This is a genomic window from Vibrio sp. 070316B, from assembly GCF_013114115.1.
Classification (GTDB): Bacteria; Pseudomonadota; Gammaproteobacteria; order Enterobacterales; family Vibrionaceae; genus Vibrio; species Vibrio chagasii_B.
On record NZ_VTYC01000009.1, the window covers coordinates 173,179 to 192,579 of the forward strand.

General features: G+C 45.0%; 18 protein-coding genes. 7 read left to right on the forward strand and 11 right to left on the reverse strand.

Annotated elements, in window-relative coordinates:
- Positions 1 to 13: 13 nt before the first annotated feature.
- Positions 14 to 817: a bis(5'-nucleosyl)-tetraphosphatase (symmetrical) ApaH gene (apaH, locus tag F0251_RS09750; protein WP_171730884.1), complete on the forward strand. Its 804-nt coding sequence runs from the start codon at positions 14 to 16 to the stop codon at positions 815 to 817.
- 108 nt (positions 818 to 925) lie between these two features.
- On the opposite strand, the gene folA is transcribed toward apaH, so the two are convergent.
- The 6 genes from folA to rplU form a co-directional block, all read right to left on the reverse strand.
- Complete coding sequence (folA, locus tag F0251_RS09755; protein ID WP_105024294.1) at positions 926 to 1,405, reverse strand: type 3 dihydrofolate reductase; 480 nt, start codon at positions 1,403 to 1,405, stop codon at positions 926 to 928.
- 37 nt (positions 1,406 to 1,442) lie between these two features.
- Positions 1,443 to 1,916 carry a threonine/serine exporter family protein gene (locus tag F0251_RS09760; RefSeq protein ID WP_171730885.1) on the reverse strand — a complete coding sequence of 158 codons (474 nt, stop codon included), beginning with the start codon at positions 1,914 to 1,916 and terminating at the stop codon, positions 1,443 to 1,445.
- Positions 1,916 to 2,683 (reverse strand): threonine/serine exporter ThrE family protein, encoded by a 768-nt coding sequence (locus F0251_RS09765; protein ID WP_171730886.1) that lies wholly within the window; start codon positions 2,681 to 2,683, stop codon positions 1,916 to 1,918. The genes F0251_RS09760 and F0251_RS09765 overlap by 1 nt, the downstream gene beginning before the upstream one ends.
- A gap of 123 nt (positions 2,684 to 2,806) precedes the next feature.
- Positions 2,807 to 3,979, reverse strand: a complete 1,173-nt coding sequence (gene cgtA, locus F0251_RS09770) for an Obg family GTPase CgtA (RefSeq protein ID WP_171730887.1) — start codon at positions 3,977 to 3,979, stop codon at positions 2,807 to 2,809.
- Between the two features lie 265 nt (positions 3,980 to 4,244).
- The gene (gene rpmA / locus F0251_RS09775) at positions 4,245 to 4,502 is read right to left on the reverse strand and encodes a 50S ribosomal protein L27 (RefSeq protein WP_004735905.1); all 258 of its coding nucleotides are present in this window, start codon (positions 4,500 to 4,502) and stop codon (positions 4,245 to 4,247) included.
- Between the two features lie 19 nt (positions 4,503 to 4,521).
- The gene (gene rplU / locus F0251_RS09780) at positions 4,522 to 4,833 is read right to left on the reverse strand and encodes a 50S ribosomal protein L21 (protein ID WP_004740823.1); all 312 of its coding nucleotides are present in this window, start codon (positions 4,831 to 4,833) and stop codon (positions 4,522 to 4,524) included.
- A 267-nt stretch (positions 4,834 to 5,100) separates the two neighbouring features.
- Here rplU and ispB point away from each other — a divergent pair, with 267 nt between their 5' ends.
- On the forward strand, positions 5,101 to 6,072 hold the full coding sequence (gene ispB / locus F0251_RS09785; protein WP_017061376.1) for an octaprenyl diphosphate synthase: 972 nt from the start codon (positions 5,101 to 5,103) through the stop codon (positions 6,070 to 6,072).
- A 93-nt stretch (positions 6,073 to 6,165) separates the two neighbouring features.
- On the opposite strand, the gene F0251_RS09790 is transcribed toward ispB, so the two are convergent.
- Both F0251_RS09790 and mdh read right to left on the reverse strand, forming a co-directional pair.
- The gene (locus F0251_RS09790; protein WP_017061375.1) at positions 6,166 to 6,357 is read right to left on the reverse strand and encodes a hypothetical protein; all 192 of its coding nucleotides are present in this window, start codon (positions 6,355 to 6,357) and stop codon (positions 6,166 to 6,168) included.
- Positions 6,358 to 6,481: 124 nt separating this feature from the next.
- Positions 6,482 to 7,417, reverse strand: a complete 936-nt coding sequence (gene mdh, locus F0251_RS09795) for a malate dehydrogenase (protein WP_171730888.1) — start codon at positions 7,415 to 7,417, stop codon at positions 6,482 to 6,484.
- Between the two features lie 332 nt (positions 7,418 to 7,749).
- Between mdh and argR the strand changes: the two genes are divergently transcribed.
- From argR to F0251_RS09815, 4 genes are all read left to right on the forward strand, one after another.
- Complete coding sequence (gene argR, locus F0251_RS09800; RefSeq protein ID WP_004740827.1) at positions 7,750 to 8,220, forward strand: transcriptional regulator ArgR; 471 nt, start codon at positions 7,750 to 7,752, stop codon at positions 8,218 to 8,220.
- 343 nt (positions 8,221 to 8,563) lie between these two features.
- Positions 8,564 to 9,532, forward strand: a complete 969-nt coding sequence (locus tag F0251_RS09805) for a TAXI family TRAP transporter solute-binding subunit (RefSeq protein ID WP_008220541.1) — start codon at positions 8,564 to 8,566, stop codon at positions 9,530 to 9,532.
- 254 nt (positions 9,533 to 9,786) lie between these two features.
- Positions 9,787 to 12,366, forward strand: a complete 2,580-nt coding sequence (locus F0251_RS09810; protein WP_019826930.1) for a TRAP transporter permease — start codon at positions 9,787 to 9,789, stop codon at positions 12,364 to 12,366.
- Between the two features lie 104 nt (positions 12,367 to 12,470).
- Positions 12,471 to 12,908 carry a universal stress protein gene (locus tag F0251_RS09815; protein ID WP_004740830.1) on the forward strand — a complete coding sequence of 146 codons (438 nt, stop codon included), beginning with the start codon at positions 12,471 to 12,473 and terminating at the stop codon, positions 12,906 to 12,908.
- Positions 12,909 to 12,991: 83 nt separating this feature from the next.
- Here the strand turns inward: F0251_RS09815 and F0251_RS09820 are convergent, their stop codons facing one another.
- Positions 12,992 to 13,954, reverse strand: coding sequence for a D-2-hydroxyacid dehydrogenase (locus F0251_RS09820; protein ID WP_019826932.1), 963 nt, complete (start codon positions 13,952 to 13,954; stop codon positions 12,992 to 12,994).
- Between the two features lie 36 nt (positions 13,955 to 13,990).
- Positions 13,991 to 14,725, reverse strand: coding sequence for a pseudouridine synthase (locus tag F0251_RS09825; protein WP_019826934.1), 735 nt, complete (start codon positions 14,723 to 14,725; stop codon positions 13,991 to 13,993).
- Positions 14,726 to 14,883: 158 nt separating this feature from the next.
- Here F0251_RS09825 and F0251_RS09830 point away from each other — a divergent pair, with 158 nt between their 5' ends.
- Positions 14,884 to 16,155: an NRAMP family divalent metal transporter gene (locus F0251_RS09830; RefSeq protein ID WP_019826937.1), complete on the forward strand. Its 1,272-nt coding sequence runs from the start codon at positions 14,884 to 14,886 to the stop codon at positions 16,153 to 16,155.
- Between the two features lie 88 nt (positions 16,156 to 16,243).
- Here F0251_RS09830 and rapA read toward each other — a convergent pair whose 3' ends face one another.
- Entirely contained in the window at positions 16,244 to 19,153 is a 2,910-nt protein-coding gene (gene rapA, locus F0251_RS09835; RefSeq protein WP_171730889.1) for an RNA polymerase-associated protein RapA, read from the reverse strand.
- Positions 19,154 to 19,401: the final 248 nt, after the last annotated feature.

The window sequence follows — 19,401 nt, forward strand, 5'->3', positions numbered from 1 at the left end:
ACAGGAAAATACTGTGTCGAATTATATTGTCGGAGACATCCAAGGGTGCTTCGACGAACTTCAGTTATTGCTCGAAACCATCAACTTTAATCAACAACACGATACCTTGTGGGTCGCTGGTGACTTAGTTGCCCGAGGCCCTAAATCTCTAGAAACACTGCGTTTTATTCGCAGTTTAGGCGATTCGGCAAAGGTGGTATTGGGCAATCACGACCTACACCTGCTTGCGGTATCTCTAGGGTTGTTTCCAGCAAAGCCTAAAGATAAGACGCAAGCGATCCTAGATGCTGAAGATCGTGAGTCGCTACTCGAATGGTTGAGGCAGCAACCGTTAATTCAAGAGCATCCTGAGTTCATAATGTCTCACGCAGGTATTTCGCCACAATGGGACCTTGAACGAGCTCGCATAGAGAATCAAGAAGTCGTCGCCCTATTACAATCGGACAAGTGGCAGTGGCTCATCGAGAATATGTATAGTAATACACCCGATCTATGGGACGTTAATTTGCAAGATATTGAACGTTACCGTTATGCGATCAACAGCCTTACCCGAATGCGTTTCTGCTTTACCAATGCTCGGCTCGACATGGCATGCAAACTACCACCAAGTGAAATTACTAATGAACCATTAGTGCCATGGTTTGACCTACCACAGCGCATCAAATTAGATAAAACGGTTGTTTTTGGCCACTGGGCTGCACTTGAAGGCTATCAAGGTAAAGATGTAATAGGACTAGATACTGGATGTGTTTGGGGAGGAGATCTGACTGTACTTCGCTGGGAAGATAAACAGTTTTTTACGCAAAAAGCGTTATAAAAAAGAGATACGAGATACGAGATACGAGATACGAGATACGAGAAGCTTGCGCTACCTTCGATACAGTAACGCAAGCGCTTTTCTGAGACTAGCTATTGATAACCAGGGTTAACGTTCGAGGATCACAAACTCCATATTGTGTTTGTTTTTCTCATCTGCTTGATACGTATCGCTAAAGCTCTGCTTCCAACCTTCTCCCCAATCTGGGAATTGAGTATCACCATCAACGTCAAAATCAATATAAGTCAGGTACAGCTTATCTGCTTTAGGTAGGCAGCTTTCATAGATTGAGCCACCACCGATGATCATCACCTCTTCAACATCGCTGACTAGATCCAGAGCTTTTTCAATTGAGGTAACCGTTGTCACGCCTTCAATTTCCAAGTTCGCATCACGGCTAATCACAATGTTTAATCGACCAGGTAAAGGACGGCCTATCGAATCATAGGTTTTACGACCCATGACTACAGGCTTCCCCATAGTTGAGCGCTTGAACCATGCGAAGTCCGCAGGCAAGTGCCAAGGCATCTGATTATCTTTACCTATTACACGGTTATTGGCCATTGCTGCAATCATACTGATGATCATAAATCGAAAGTCCTGTCCTTAACTGAGAAAATGGATGCTAGACGATAGGTCTGCGTCGGTAGAATAACAGCCCTGGTACAGCTAAGCCAACCGCCAGCCCTGCGATAATGAACATCGATTTCAAAAAATTCTCCATCAACATCGCTAGCAGTTCGGGGCTATACCCTGCCCTATTAATCTCAACCATGGCAATCATTGCCTTGAAAGCAAATACACCCGGCACCATAGGAATCAGAGCCGCGACTGTAAATACCTTGGGATGCGCCAACAGCTTATGCGACCAATGCACACCTATAAGGCCAACCACTGTTGCGGCGAAGAAGGTTGCCCATTCAATTGGAATCCCAAAGTGCATCATTAAATAACGGCTGCCGTGACCGATAGAGCCGCCGAGTGCGCAATAAATCAAAGCGCGTTGCGGAACGTTAAACACCAATGCGAACCCGACAGCCGGAATCGCTGCGAAAAACATATCGTTGAGTAAGCCTAAAAACAGTTCGAAAATACTCATTAGCTCGCCCACCCCCAAACACCAGATAGGCTCATCGCAGCAACAATCCCTAAACTAGTCGCCAAAGTAAGTAAGCTTGCCATGGTAAAGCGAGCCAACCCCATATTGATGTGACCTTTTAGCATGTCTGCAACAGAATTAATCAGTGGGAATCCAGGCACGAGCATCAATACCGATGAAGCCATTACGATGGTTGGCTGACCACCAATATTGTAGAGGACGGCTTGAGCAGAGATAGTCGTGGTGACAAAAGCTGTGATTGCAAAGTTTAACAGTGGGTTAAAGTGGCGATGACCAATCTCTTGCCTGACGATCATGCCACAGGCAGAAGCAATAAAGGTCATCATGAACACCTGCCAATCACCGCCGGCAAGCCGACTAAAAGAAGCGCAAGATAGGCCAATCATTACGACCACTAACCAGCGGTTGTAGCGCTCAGGACTGATATTTTGGATCTTTTGATACGCCAGTCCATAGTCGAGGATCCCTTTCTCCATCATGATACACACTCGCTGAATATCGGTGATCACTTGCATGTTGATACCACGATCTGCGCAGCTTCGAGTGGTCGTAATACAATGATCATTCATTACTGTCGTCACAACAAGTGCATTGGCAGACAGCGCAACTTCGACCTCATCGACTCCACAAGCAATACCAATACGACGCATAATATCGCCAACTAAAGTGCTTTCCGCGCCGTGCGCTAATAACATTTGCCCTGACTGAGCGACGAGCCTTGAGATCGCTCTTTGTTTTGATGCCATGATTTCCTTCCCATTGGCGTTAATACTTAAGAGGTAAATTTTGCCTTAACAATAAAACTCTGTTCATGATTTAGATACAAAAAAACCGCAATATTAATTGCGGTTTTTATCTAATTGGCTCAATTAGTCACGAACGTAGATAACATGACCGTCATCTTCTTCGTCGTCCCAATCATCCCATTCGTCATCATCTTCAGTAACGACATTTTTGCCGCTCATCGCATCTTTATGGTAGTCATCCCACATAAAGTCGACTTTTTCTTCTTCGGCAACTTCTTCCACTTCACGTGGTAGGTTCTCCATGAACTCACCAAGTTTGAAGCAAAGCTCTTTAGTGCCTAGCTTATTGACTGCAGAGATCTTGAAGTACTCGTCTTCCCAACCTAAAGCATCGATGATTTCTTGAATCTTTTCGTCTGCTTCTTCTTCTGGCATTAGGTCAACTTTGTTGAATACTAACCAACGAGGTTTTTGTGCCACTTTTTCACTGTACTGCTCAAGTTCATCAATGATCGTTAGTGCATTCTGAATAGGATCAGAACCGTCGATCGGCATGATATCGATCATGTGTAGAAGAACACGACAACGCTCAAGGTGTTTCAGGAAGCGAATACCAAGACCAGCGCCGTCAGCAGCACCTTCGATCAGGCCTGGGATATCGGCAACTACAAAGCTCTTCTCAGGTACCACACTCACCACGCCCAAGCTTGGGATCAAGGTTGTGAACGGGTAGTCAGCTACTTTTGGTTTCGCTGCAGAAACAGAGCGGATAAAGGTCGATTTACCTGCATTTGGTAAGCCAAGCATACCAACGTCAGCTAATAGAAGAAGTTCTAAACGCAGTTCACGAACTTCACCTTTAGTACCCATTGTCTTTTGACGAGGAGCGCGGTTAACAGACGATTTGAAACGCGTGTTACCAAGACCGTGCCAGCCGCCTTTACCAACCATTACCTTCTTGCCGTGCTCAGCAACTTCGGCAACGATTTCATTAGTATGGATATCAACAGCGCGAGTACCTACAGGCACTTTCAACGTGATGTCTTTACCACGTTTACCAGTACAGTTACCGCCGCGACCGTTCTCACCACGCTCTGCGTTGTAAAAGCGTTGGAAACGGTAATCGATCAATGTATTTAGGTTTTCATCGGCTTGGATGTAAACATCACCGCCATCACCGCCATCACCACCGTCAGGGCCACCTTTAGCGACGAATTTCTCGCGCCAAAAGCTCACTGTACCATTACCGCCATCACCGGCTTCTATTTTTACTACCGCTTCATCAACGAATTTCATTTTTTAACTCCGCACTTACGTTGCGTTACCACTCATCAAGGAGTGATATAAATTCTAGCAGATCCGAGTTTAGATCGATCACCTAAGATCTAGGCCGACCTGCAACCAAGGAACAAATAAGGAGAGGTTCTTTGCTTGAAACTTGTTAAAGTTTAAACAAGAGCGTCTACTTTTTTATTCTCGTTATAAATAAAAAACCCTGCCGAATCGGCAGGGCTTTTGAATTCAGCTTGAAAGCTATAATAAAATCTAATTAAAGATTAAATTACTCAGCTTCAATGCTTACGAACTTACGGTTTTTAGGACCTTTAACAGCAAATTTCACTTTACCTTCAGTAAGAGCGAAAAGAGTGTGGTCTTTACCGATGCCAACGTTTGTGCCAGCGTGGAACTTAGTACCACGTTGACGTACGATGATGTTACCTGCAAGAACAGATTCGCCACCGAAACGCTTAACACCAAGACGTTTGCTTTCTGAATCGCGGCCGTTATTAGTAGAACCGCCAGCTTTTTTATGTGCCATTGTTAAACTCTCCTAATACTTAAGCGTTAATGCCAGTGATTTTCACTTCTGTGAACCACTGACGGTGACCAGCTTGCTTACGAGAGTGCTTACGACGACGGAACTTAACGATTTTTACTTTATCGCCACGACCGTGTTGTACTACTTCCGCAGTAACCTTACCACCTTCAACAAGAGGTGCACCAACAGCGATTTCTTCGCCGTTAGCAACAAGAAGAACTTTATCAAATTCTACAGTTGCACCAGTTTCAACGTCTAATTTCTCTAAACGAAGTGTTTGACCTTCGCTTACTCGGTGTTGTTTGCCACCAGATTGGAAAACAGCGTACATATTTTACTCCGCTTTTTCCGCACAGCCTATGGTTGTTATTTGTACAACTCGGGTGTGCGCTAAACTAATCAATAGGGCGCAGATTCTACGGGAATCATGGCGCTATGACAAGCCATATTTTTAAAAAATTGGCGAAAACCTGTTCGCCAAAGAAAAGTGCGGCAATCATGCCCTTAAGCGATGTATTAATCAACGTTTTTTAGTGTATTATTCAACAATTAATACAACGTATAAACCTTACAGGGTCTAACTTCAGCCGGATGAACAATGGATTTTAAAGCTATCCAAACGCTTACTGCCAATGATATGGCAAAAGTGAATGAAACAATTCAAGCCCAACTTAATTCTGACGTAAGTTTAATCAACCAGCTTGGTTTTTATATCGTTAGCGGCGGCGGCAAACGCCTACGCCCTTTGCTTGCTCTTTTATCTGCTCGTGCTCTTGGTTACCAAGGCGAAGCACATATTACCTCTGCAGCCTTTATTGAGTTTATTCATACCGCGACTCTGCTTCATGACGATGTTGTCGACGAATCAGACATGAGACGTGGTAAGGCAACCGCCAACGCAGCCTTTGGTAATGCTGCCAGTGTTTTGGTGGGTGACTTTATTTACACACGCTCATTCCAAATGATGACGACGCTAGGATCTTTAAAGATCCTCGAGCTAATGAGTGAAGCGGTAAACGTGATTGCTGAGGGTGAAGTTCAACAATTAATGAACTGCAACAACCCAGACACCACTGAAGAAAGCTACATGCAGGTTATCTATTCTAAGACTGCTCGCCTGTTTGAAGCTGCGACTCAAATTGGCGCGATTCTGACGGAATCATCACCAGAGATCGAAACGGCAATGCAAAACTATGGTAAATACCTAGGCACTGCATTCCAGCTTATTGATGATGTGATGGATTACACCGCAGATGGTAAAGAGATGGGTAAGAACGTTGGTGATGACCTAGCAGAAGGTAAACCAACCTTGCCTCTTCTATATGCAATGCACAATGGCTCTCCTGAGCAAGCAAGCATGATTCGTGAAGCGATTGAAAAAGCCAACGGTATGGAACGTCTCGACGACATTATGGCAGTGATGAAAGAGACAGGCTCTTTAGAGTACACAACAAATAAAGCCTACGAAGAGGCCGATAAAGCCATCGCTGAGCTTTCTGTACTTCCTGACTCTGAATATAAACAAGCGCTAACCACTCTCGCACACTTAGCTGTTAAACGCAGCAAGTAAGCAGGTTAATAGACAAGCTTCTATATAAATAACAAAAAAGAGCCTCTGGGCTCTTTTTTTAGTTTTGAACAAATATTTGTGAAGGAACTAAGTTCAATATCGACTAGCTTCCAATGATAGTGGCAGTTGAGCTTCAATTTCTTCAAGCTCTTCCATTGGCACTGCATATTGCTCATGCCCATTGTAAGTCTCTACTAAGGCATACTGCTCTTGCTCATCAATTACCAATACTTTTCCTAAGTGCCCCAAATATTCGACATTCATACCTTTCTGAACAGTAGCCATAACATTTCCCTTCAACTTATTGTTAAAAGCGAATACGAGTAGCTTGAACTCTAGGATCAAAAAAGCCGACCTATAAGGTCGGCTTTTATTAATTAGCTTTAGGCTGAATTAAATAGCGTCTCGCTTACTTAGCGAATTCAACACCAATCTCGATATCGCCATTTAGCGTTTCAAGCATACTGTCTAAAGCATTACGTTCGAACTCGCTCAATTCACCGTAGCTAAGGATAGCTTCTGCGCCCTCTTTACCTAGCTTAACTGGTTGAGCAAAGAATGGTGCGTGCTCGCCTTCACCTTCAACGTATGCACACTCGATGACGTTCTCTTCACCTTGTAGAGCTTTCACTAGAGCAAGACCGAAACGACAAGCTGCTTGGCCCATAGATAGTGTTGCACTACCGCCGCCCGCTTTAGCTTCTACAACTTCAGTACCTGCATTTTGGATACGAGTCGTTAATGCTGCGATTTCTTCGTCAGTGAACTCTACGCCTTCAACTTGAGAAAGAAGAGGAAGAATAGTCACACCAGAGTGACCACCGATAACAGGAACGCGAATGTCGCCTGGATCTTTGTCTTTTAGCTCAGCAACAAAAGTTTCAGAACGAATTACATCCAGAGTAGTAACACCGAATAGACGACGCTTGTCGTAAACGCCCGCTTTCTTAAGAACTTCAGCAGCGATTGGCACAGTCGTGTTTACAGGGTTAGTAATGATACCAACACAAGCTTTTGGGCATACAACCGCAATTTTCTCTGCAAGAGACTTAACAATGCCAGCGTTCACATTGAAAAGATCCGCACGATCCATACCAGGCTTACGAGCAACGCCCGCAGAGATAAGTACAACATCCGCACCTTCTAGTGCAGGTGTTGGATCTTCACCCGCGTAACCTTTGATCGAAACAGGTGTTGGGATGTGGCTAAGATCGGCAGCAACACCCGGAGTTACCGGTGCGATGTCGTAAAGTGCAAGATCTGAACCAGCAGGTAGGCGATTCTTAAGTAGTAGGGCTAGGGCTTGACCGATGCCACCAGCGGCACCAATAACAGCTACTTTCATTGTTATTCTCCTTGAGAGCTTTCTCTTATAAATTCTTGGTAGGGTAATTCTTGAGCTAAATTAAAGTTAAAAAACTATATTAATCACAAAGTGATTACAATCAATTAACGCCAGCTTTGCGACTTCGCGCAAGTCAGTAAAACCGTGCTACACAGCAAGCTGGCATTATGGCGATAATCGACTGAAATAACAAAATAAGTCGTCGCAAATAACACATTATTCTATTAAATATTTACAGTGATATGACTAACAAATTACCGGGTTGTTTTGGCTAAAATTGAATATGTATGCGAGAATATGCAAACATCTTTGTTAATGAATAAGAATGACATATGCGCAATACAGAAAAACAAGACAACTTGGTTCGTGCTTTTAAAGCGCTGCTAAAAGAAGAACGTTTTGGTTCACAAGGCGAAATTGTTGATGCCCTTAAGCATGAAGGCTTTGAAAGCATCAACCAGTCTAAAGTCTCGCGTATGTTAACCAAGTTTGGCGCGGTTCGAACTCGTAACGCTAAAATGGAGATGGTTTACTGTCTTCCTGCTGAACTGGGTGTTCCTACAGTTTCAAGTTCTTTGAGAGAACTTGTCTTAGATATTGACCACAACAATGCATTAGTTGTGATACACACAGGCCCTGGCGCTGCTCAACTGATTGCTCGCTTGCTAGACTCACTAGGTAAGTCAGAAGGCATACTGGGCGTAGTCGCAGGTGATGACACTATCTTTATCACCCCAACCCTTTCAGTGACGACTAAACAGCTATTTGACTCAGTCTGTGAACTGTTTGAATACGCTGGATAATTGCTCATAGTTTCATAATTATCAGCCATATAAATGGATCGCGAACATCTATTGACTTCGTGATCCAAATCACATCCTAGAATATCTCCCCTCCTCTCTACCCAGCAACACTAAACCGTTGATTTTAAAAAAGTCAGTAGCAAATTAAACACAAGATCTAGGCATCATTTGTTAGATTTTTTAGCTATATCTTTTAACATTCGAGTAATTTTCTGCCAATTTTTGATATTATTCAGACACTTTTTCATCACATGGATTGAAAAAGGTGCCGTTTCCAAATAGGAAACTCCAGAAACAACTACACTTGTTTTTGGGTTAATAATGAATAAAGGAAGGGAAATTCATGGCATTTACCAAACTTATCAAAGTTGGTGCTATTGCAGCTGCTGTAATGGGCGCTGGCGCTGTTAACGCTCAAGAGTTCATCACAATTGGTACTGGTTCAGTAACAGGTGTTTACTACCCAACTGGTGGTGCGATTTGTAAGCTAGTGAACAAGGGCCGCAAAGACCACAACATTCGTTGTTCTGTAGAGTCTACTGGTGGTTCAATCTACAACGTTAACACCATCCGTGCTGGTGAACTAGATTTCGGTGTTGTTCAGTCTGACTGGCAGTACCATGGCTACAACGGTACAAGTAAGTTCAAAGATCAGGGCGAGTACAAAAAACTACGCGCTATGTTCTCTCTACACACAGAACCGTTCAACATCATCGCTCGTACCGATGCTGGTATTAACAATGTTGCAGACCTAGCTGGTAAGCGTGTAAACATTGGTAACCCGGGCTCTGGTGACCGTGCAACTATGGGTGTTGTAATGGACGCGATGGGTTGGACTAACGACAGCTTCAAGCTTGCTTCTGAACTTAAAGGTTCTGAGCGTTCACAAGCGCTTTGTGACAACAAGATTGACGCATTCATCTACATGGTTGGTCACCCGAACGGATCAATCAAAGAAGCAACAACATCTTGTGACGCAAAACTGGTTTCAGCAACAGGTCCACAGATCGACAAGATCGTAGCTGAAAACCCATACTACGCATACAGCACAGTTCCTGCTGGTATGTACCGTGGTACAGACGCTGACGTAAACAGCTTCGGTGTTGCAGCAACTATGGTAACCACTTCAGACGTTTCTGATGAAGTTGCATACAACGTTGCTAAGGCAGTATTTGAAAACTTTGACACTTTCAAACGCCTACACCCAGCATTTGCTAACCTGAAAAAAGAAGACATGGTTAAAGCGGGTATCTCTATCCCTCTTCACCCAGGTGCAGAAAAATATTACAAAGAAGTGGGCCTTCTAAAGTAATTCTACTTTAAGCCTACTACACCAATAAGGAGGCTGGTCCTCCTTATTGGCTTTTTACGTTTTATAAAAATAACTTAAGTGAAAAGAGCAAACCTTTAAGTTTCTCCAATTTGGCGAACTTACCTTCGTATCAAGCCTAAGACAAAGACGAACAAAAAACGCATTTCCCTATCCATTCACTACACTAGATAGGAAAGAAATAACGTCTCGTTGTTCGTAATAAAGGCAGACCATCAATAATAAGGATAAAGTACATGACGCAGACAACATCACCGTCTCCAGATGTGCAAGAAATGGTGGCACAATCAGACACTGGTGCGCGTAGCCCTCGCGGTATCCAAGGCCGTATTTTATGGTTTGTGCCTCTATGTTGGTCACTGTTCCAACTTTGGTATGCATCTCCGCTGCCGTTCATTTTTAACTTCGGAATTTTAAACGATACTGAAGCTCGAGCAATTCACCTTACCTTTGCTATTTTCCTAGCATTTACCGCTTATCCAGCTATGAAGAACTCGCCGCGGGACCATATCCCGGCAGTCGACTGGGTATTAGCGCTTGTTGGTAGTTTTTCAGCTTCTTATATTTACATTTTCTACACCGAACTTGCTGGCCGTTCTGGTGCTCCAACAACATTCGATATTGTTGCAGCCGTCTTCGGTATGATTCTACTGCTTGAGGCAACACGACGCGCTTTAGGTCCACCTCTTATGGTTGTGGCAGCAGTATTCCTACTTTACACCTTTGGTGGACCACACATGCCAGACGTTATCGCCCACAAAGGTGCGAGCCTGAACAAGGCAATGTCTCACTTGTGGCTAACAACTGAGGGTGTATTCGGTGTAGCACTGGGCGTTTCAACGTCATTCGTATTCTTGTTTGTACTGTTTGGTGCAATGCTTGAACGTGCGGGCGCAGGTGCTTACTTCATCAAGGTCGCATTCTCACTGCTTGGTCACATGAAAGGCGGCCCTGCAAAAGCAGCCGTTGTGGCTTCTGGCTTATCTGGCCTGGTTTCTGGCTCTTCGATTGCTAACGTAGTAACCACTGGTACCTTCACCATTCCACTGATGAAGCGTGTTGGTTTCCCTGGTACAAAAGCAGGCGCGGTAGAAGTTGCGGCTTCAACCAATGGTCAGCTTACACCGCCTATCATGGGTGCTGCCGCATTCCTGATGGTGGAATATGTGGGTATTTCGTATGTGGAAGTTATCAAGGCGGCGCTACTGCCAGCTCTGATCTCTTACGTCGCTCTGATTTACATTGTTCACCTAGAAGCATGTAAAGCAGGCATGACTGGCCTACCTCGTCGTCACACACCAACTATTGTACAAAGCCTACTCTCTTTCACTGGGACCATTTTAGGTCTATGCGTTATCAGTGCCGCGGTTTACTACGGTGTCGGTTGGACGAAAGATGTATTTGGCGAAGCAGCAACACCAATCGTTACTGTGGCGCTATTAATCGCTTATGTTGCTCTGGTTCGCGTATCAGCAAAATACGCAGCTGAAGGCGGCATGGAGATCGATGCGGATCTAAAGGAAGTTCCAGATCCAGGCCCAACGATTAAATCAGGTTTACACTTCCTACTGCCTATCGTAGTGCTAGTTTGGTGTCTGACGGTTGAACGTTTCTCACCTGGTTTATCTGCCTTCTGGGCAACAGTGTTCATGATCTTCATCTTGATCACCCAGCGTCCTTTGATGACTCTGATGAACAAATCAGACGATCTTGCAGAGCAAACCAAAGCTGGTTTCGTTGACCTAGCAGAGAGCTTAGTTTCAGGCGCGCGTAACATGATCGGTATCGGTGTGGCGACAGCAGCTGCTGGTACTGTTGTAGGTGTGGTGACGCTAACGGGTATCGGTCTTGTAATGACTGACTTCGTTGAGTTTATCTCAGGCGGTAGCATCATCCTTATGCTGCTCTTCACTGCGGTAATCAGCTTGATCCTGGGCATGGGCTTGCCAACCACAGCAAACTACATCGTTGTATCAACGCTGATGGCTCCGGTAATCGTTACTCTGGGCGCAGCGCACGGTTTGATCATTCCACTGATTGCGGTGCACTTATTCGTGTTCTATTTCGGTATTCTTGCGGATGATACACCTCCAGTAGGTCTCGCGGCGTTTGCAGCAGCGGCAATTGCGAAATCAGATCCGATTCGTACTGGTATCCAAGGCTTCACCTACGATATCCGTACCGCAATTCTACCTTTCATGTTCATCTTCAATACTCAACTACTACTGATGGGCATTGATTCTTGGTGGCACTTAGCACTGACTATCTTCTCATCTGTGACTGCGGTACTTATCTTCGCAGCTGCAACACAAGGTTGGTGGTTCACTAAGAACAAGTGGTGGGAAACGGTGCTGCTTATTGCATTAACCTTCACTTTCTTCCGCCCTGGCTTCTGGTGGGACATGATTTACCCAGAGAAAGTTCTTTCGCCTGGAGTTGAGATTGCTCAAATCACAGAAAACCTAGATGTGGGACAATCACTTGAACTTAGAGTGGGTGGCGAAAACTTAGAAGGTGACTATTCTGAAAAGACAGTTCGCCTACCGTTTGAAGATTCTGCGACCTCAAGTGAAGATCGTATTGCCTCTATGGGTCTAATGCTGACTGAATCAGAAGGCAAGATGATTGTTGATATGGTTGAGTTCGGTAGCCCAGCAGAAGCGGCTGGTATTGATTTCGATTGGGAAATTAAATCCGTTATCCAAGATGCAGATCGACCAATGAAAGAGTGGGTATTCTTACCAGCTCTGATCATTTTGATTGGTTTAGCGATGAACCAAAGAAGACGTGCTCGTAAGGATGAGATTAGCGCGTAATGGATAAGGCTGAGTAGTGCTTAGCGCTATTTGGCTTTATTACATGGAAAGGATAATTACAGTGCTAAGTGAAAGCTTAGCGCTGATTAAAAAGAGACGAATACATGTATAAACAAATCCTTGTTCCTGTTGATCTTAATGACAAAGGCTTTTCTGATAAGGCAGTCGAACTGGCGGTATGGCACGCAAAACACAGCAATGCTGAAATCCACATTCTGAACGTACTACCAGGCATTCACATGTCGATGGTGGCGTCTTACTTCCCGAAAGATGCAGCGAACCAAATGAAGCTGGATGTTAAAAATCAGCTGAAAGAGTTTGCCGACAAACACATCGACGATGAAGTAGTTTACAAAGTTCATGTTGCTGAGGGTAAAACCTACGCGACGATTCTTGATTACGCAGAAAAGCTTGGCGCCGACCTTATCGTGATGCCTAGCCATAAGCGTTCGAAAATCGACAAAGTGGTACTTGGCTCGGTTGCAAGCAAAGTAGTACAGAACTCACCAATCAATGTATTGGTGGTTAAACCGCAAGGTTAAGTCATTTAATCGACACACAATCTAAAAAGGTTGGCCTACAGGTCAACCTTTTTTGTTTTAATTCATGCTACATAGCTTTAGAGTCAATTCACTATGTTTTGCGGGCGACCCGCAATAAAGCCATCAATATTATCCATTAAGATATCAGACAGTTTTTGAATCGAGCTGTCGCTGCCCCACGCCACATGTGGAGTGAGTAATAAGTTCGGTAAGTGGCTATTAGCCAATAGTGGATTTGAGTTGTCGGCAGGCTCTTGTGTAAACACATCCATACCTGCGCCTGCAATCTCATGTTTTTTCAAAGCCTCAACTAGGGCTTGTTCATCTACTAGACCTCCGCGCCCGGCATTAATTAATACCGCGCTCGATTTCATCATAGTCAGCTCTCGCTCTGAAATCAGATTTTGGGTCGCATCAGTCAATGGGCAATGTAGACTGATCGCATCCGCTTGCTGCAATACCGCATCAAAAGGTCGATACCCTTCTCGACAAGACTCTGCTCCTTTTCGCTCGGCAAACATCACCTTCATACCAATCGCTTTGGCTAACATTGCTGTGGCTTGACCTAAGCTGCCACTGCCCATTAAACCCAATGTACTGCCTGCCACATCTTGAATCGGATGAGTAAAGAAGCAGAACTGCTTGTCCTTTTGCCACTCCCCCGCCTCAATGTCTTTGTGATAACCAACAAGGTTTCGTTTAAGTGCAAACAGCATTGCGATGACATGTTCAGGAACCGATTGAGTCGCATAACCTTGTACGTTTGTCACTGCAATGTTTTTAGATTTGCAGTATTCCACATCGACATTGTTGACTCCGGTCGCCGAAACCGCGATCAACTTGAGTTTTTTAGTACCAGCTAGGTTCGACTCATTGAGCACCACCTTGTTAGTGATCACCACATCAGCTTCTTCAACTCGCTCAGACACTTGCTCAGGAGTGGTGAAGTCATACTCCACCCACTCATGTTCAAAGCTCAGAGGTTTTAAATGAATTTGAGATGGGATGGTTGCTCTGTCGAGAAACACAACTTTCAACGTTGGCATTCTTCTTCCTTGCTTAAACCTATGAATCCATCCATTCTAAGCTTTTAGCTTACTGTAGTCTGGAAGCTCAGGCGCAATTTCAAAGTGCCGTTCGATTTGGGGAAATGCTTGAGGATAAAAGTCACAGGGAACAAAGGCTTTGAACAACTGATTATTCGCTGGATGATAAAAGCTCAACTCACACGCATGCAAAGCCAACCTATCACTGTATTCAAACGCTTCTGGTGTCGCGTAAAACTCGTCGCCCACAATTGGATTACCTATTTCCATGCAATGCACACGCAACTGATGAGATCGTCCCGTGATAGGCAGTAGCTTCAACAAGGTGGTTTGAGTATCTGTTTGCTCTACCACATAACGTGTCTGTGAAGGTTTGCCAGCATCCAAACACACTTTCTGCCGAGGGCGGTTCGGCCAATCACAGATGAGTGGCAGATCGATCAATCCTGCTTTTTGTTCAACCGCTCCCCATACGCGTGCGTAATACAGTTTGTGTGTCAGGCGATATTGGAACTGCTTCTTCAAGTGACGTTCTGCCTGCTTGTGCTTAGCCAGCAACATCAAGCCTGAGGTCGACATATCCAAACGGTGCACCACTTGAATATCAGCAAACTCCTCCCCCAAGCGACTCCACATGCTGTCGTAATGCTCTGGCAATCTGCCCGGTACTGAAAGTAGGCCCGCAGGCTTATTCACCACCAGAATGTCGTCATCTTGATAAACAATATCAATCCAAGGTTCGCGTGGTGGTGTGTACTGTTCTAGCGCCATTGAAGCCTCTTATTTACTAGTGAACAAATAATTCACAGTTAATTTGTTTATTAATAAATACAATTTTTGATGTTTTCGTACATAAAAGTTGACGCATTTACAAAACATGGTATTGATAGAGTAACGGAAAATAACAAGCCAACATCAAAGGAACAATGATGGACAGTACGGTTAAAGCAACCACAACAAAAACCTCAGCTCCCCTATCCAGTTTAATTAAATCTCTTGGCCCGGGCATTATGATGGCTGCAGCTGCAGTCGGCGGTTCACACTTAGTTGCCTCAACCAAAGCCGGAGCTATCTATGGTTGGCAGCTCGCTGCATTGATCATCTTAGTAAACCTATTCAAGTACCCATTCTTTCGTGCCGGCATCCAATATACGCTTGGTACAGGACAAAGCTTGGTTGAGGGTTACTCAAACCTAGGTCGCCCTTACCTAGTGATCTTTTCGATACTAAGTGCTATTTCAGCCGTCGTAAACACAGCCGCACTACTGCTGTTTAGTGCGAGTTTGCTTAGCTACTTCATTCCTTTTGAGCTAGCAACCAGTACGCTTTGTATGATCGTACTTGCGACCTGCTTGATCATCTTATTTGCAGGACACTATCGTGCTCTGGACACCCTTTCCAAAGCGATCATGGCGATCCTTACGATCACCACTCTAGCCGCTGTCGCCATTGCTATCGGCTCACCTGTCGAACCGGATGCTGCTTTTGTTCCACCATCACCTTGGTCATTGGCAGCAATTGGCTTTATCGTGGTGACCATGGGGTGGATGCCTGCCCCTATTGAGATTTCAAGCATCACCTCTATGTGGCTAAAAAGCCAAAAAGAGAAACAAGAAGTCACTGCTCAATCTGCCTTATTCGACTTTAACGTCGGCTACATTGGTACGGCACTGCTTGCTTTAGTATTTGTCGCTTTAGGCGCGCTGGTACTTCACGGTTCAGGCGTGGAACTGTCTCGCTCTGGTGTAGGCTTTACTCACCAGTTAGTTGGTATTTACGCATCGACGATTGGCGAATGGTCTCGTCCACTGATCGCGATCGTCGCTTTCTTCTGTATCTTTGGCAGCACGATTACGGTTATCGATGGCTACTCACGTGTGCTTGCTGAATCACAGCGTCTGTTGCTCAACAACGAATCGAGCCCACGCATGCTGCAAGGTTGGATCATCATTGTCTCTATCGCAGCACTCGCGATTGTGATGTTCTTTAGCGCTGCATTGATGCCAATGCTTGATTTTGCAATGGTACTTGCCTTTGCAACAACGCCATTCTTCGCTCTGCTTAACTTCATTTTGGTGAACAAAGCTAAGCTTCCAGAAGCGCTAGCCATTGGCAGCAAACTAAAATGGCTGTCTGTCGCTGGCCTAATTTACTTATTTGGTTTCTTAGCCGTATTTGTTTGGTGGAAATGGTTAATGTAATCCACCAACCACTGGCGTTTACAAACTCGAGATAAAAATAAGGCCTTCATAATGAAGGCCTTATTTATTGTTCACTAACTAGCTGATATTAGTTATGAGAAACCACAATCAGGCGTAGCGAATCTAATTGAACCTGAGCTTTGCTGATGTAACCGGTTAGTTCATTGATTTGAGCTTCGATAACTTCTAACTCTTCATCACGAATGTTTGGGTTCACCGCTTTAAGTGCTTGTAGACGCTCTAGTTCACCATTGAGGTTTGTCTGCATATCTCTTTGCGCTTGCTGACGCACTTCTTCAACTTTAGGAAGAACTTGTGCCTCACCCGCTTCGATTAGCTTGTGAATTTCACCTTGTACCGAGTTAACTAACTTACTTGCTAGATGACGGCTCACCGGGCTCAACTGGCGGTTAAAGCTATCAAATTCAACCTGAGAAGATAGGTCGTTACCACGGCCATCCATCATCAAGCGAATCGGAGTCTTAGGTAAGAACTGGCTAATACCACTGCGTTTTGGAGCTTGTGCATCCACCAGGTAAACCAATTCAAGCAGGATAGTGCCTACCGGTAGCGCTTTGTTCTTAAGTAGTGATACAGCAGAAGTACCCACCCCTTCGCTAAGTAGTAAATCAATACCACCCTGAATCATTGGGTGTTCCCAGCTAATGAAGTTCATGTCTTCACGAGAAAGTGCGGTATCACGGTCAAATGTGATAGTTGCACCTTCATAAGGTAGGCCTGGGTAGCTTGGTACCATCATGTGCTCAGATGGCGTAACGACTAGCGCATTTTCACCTTTGTCGTCTTGGTTCAAACCAATGGTGTCGAACAAGCTCAACGCAAAAGTAACTAGGTTAGTGTCACCATCGGTCGATGCGATCTTCTCTGCTATTTCATGTGCTTTGTCGCCGCCGTTTGAGTGCATCTCTAGTAGGCGATCGCGACCTTTTTCTAGATCCGCTTTTAGGCTTTGGTTTAGCTTAGCTGACTCTTCGATCACTTCATCAAGCTGTTCTGTGTTGCCAGAAGCCAGCATTTCGATAAGTACATCTGAGTACTTGTCGTAAACCGTGCGACCAGTAGGGCAAGTTTCCGCAAATGCATTCAGACCTTCATCAAACCAACGCGCTAGGATCGCCTGTGATGTGCCTTTCAGATAAGGAACATGAATATCGATATCACGCTGTTGACCGATACGATCCAGACGACCGATACGCTGCTCGAGCAAGTCAGGGTTGAATGGAAGGTCAAACATCACTAGTTGGTTAGCAAACTGGAAGTTACGGCCTTCAGAGCCGATTTCACTACAGATAAGCACCTGAGCACCGCCCTCTTCTTGAGCAAAATAAGCCGCCGCTTTGTCACGCTCTAGAATCGACATGCCTTCGTGGAATACAGTTGCACGTACACCTTCACGCTCGCGCAGTGCCTGCTCTAGTTGCAGAGCCGTACTTGCACGCGATGCGATCACCAGGATCTTTTCGCTACGCTTGTCTTGGATCTTTTCAATCAGCCAGTTAACACGCGAGTCGAACTGCCACCAGCTTGAGTCTTCACCTTCAAACTCTTGGAAGATCTCTTCTGGATAAAGCATCTTCATCGCACGAGCTTCTGGTGCCATCTTGCCACCGATCATGCCTGATACACGCATCGACGTGGTGTACTGCGTTGGAATGTCCATCGGCAGTAGGTTTACGTTACGCTTAGGGAAGCCTTTGATAGCGGCACGTGTGTTTCTGAATAAAACACGACCTGTACCATGGCGATCCATAAGGTTGTCAATCAGTTCTTGGCGAGCTAATGCTTGCTCCTCTTCGCTGCTATCGCCTTCGATAACGCGGAATAGAGGCTCAACATCTTGCTCAGAAAGCAGCTCAGTAATCTGATTCTTAGCGCTGTCTTCAAGCTTCACGCCTGAGAATAGTGCGGTGACAGTATCAGCAACCGGCGCGTATTGATCTTCCTCTTCAACGAAGGCTTCGTAATCGTAGAAGCGGTCAGGGTCCAATAGGCGTAGACGTGCAAAGTGGCTCTCACGACCCAGTTGCTCTGGAGTCGCTGTCAGCAAAAGTACACCAGGAGTATTTTCAGCTAAGCCTTCTACCACTTGGTATTCACGGCTTGGCTTGTCTTGGCTCCACTCAAGGTGGTGCGCTTCATCGACAACCAAAAGATCCCACTCGCCTTCAAGTGCTTGCTCGTAGCGCTTGCGGCTCTTACGTAGGAAATCTAACGAACAAAGAACGTATTGCTGCGTATCAAATGGGTTGTCTGACTCTGCAAAGGCTTCAATACAACGCTCTTCATCAAAGATAGAAAAATGAAGATTGAAACGGCGCATCATCTCTACTAACCATTGGTGTTGTAGAGTTTCAGGAACCACAATCAGGATACGCTCCGCACGACCAGACAACACTTGTTGGTGGATAATCATACCCGCTTCGATGGTTTTACCTAGGCCAACTTCATCAGCGAGTAAAACACGTGGCGCATGACGGCGACCCACTTCATGAGCAATGTATAACTGGTGAGGAATTAGGCCAGCACGCATACCACACAAACCACGCATTGGGCTCTTGTGTTGTTGATATTGGTTACTTAGCGTGCGGTAACGCAGCACAAAGTTATCCATACGATCGATTTGACCTGCGTACAGTTTGTCTTGTGGCTTGTTAAATCGGATCTGATTGCTTAAGAAGATTTCACGCAGAGCCACTTCTGATTCTTGGGTATCTTCGCGTGTACCTAGATAGGTTAGTAGCCCTTTATCTTCGATAACTTCTTCAACAGATAGAGACCAGCCTTCTTGGCATTCGATGACATCGCCTACATTAAACGTTACTCGGGTTACGGGAGCATCCGTACGTGCATACACACGGTTTTCTTCTGATGCTGCAAACATTAGTGTCACTGTGCGAGCATCCATTGCTACAACGGTACCTAAACCTAAATCGCTCTCCGTATCGCTTATCCAGCGTTGCCCCAAAGCAAATGTCATGAATCGACTACCTCAATCTTATAGTTGGAATTTGGTCTTTTTAGCTGATATTTCAAACAAGAACATTCCTGCTCTTGAACTAAAAATATAGCCAAAACTGCCTAGTTTGCAGCCACTTTTTAAGTGCGCTCTAGATAATAAATATCTCGAGAAAATGGTGCAGAAAAAGGTCGCTAATCTTACTCGATGCTGTGATTTAGGTCACGTCTAAAGGAGATGATTTCATGCTTTTTTTCTGTTTTCGCCAA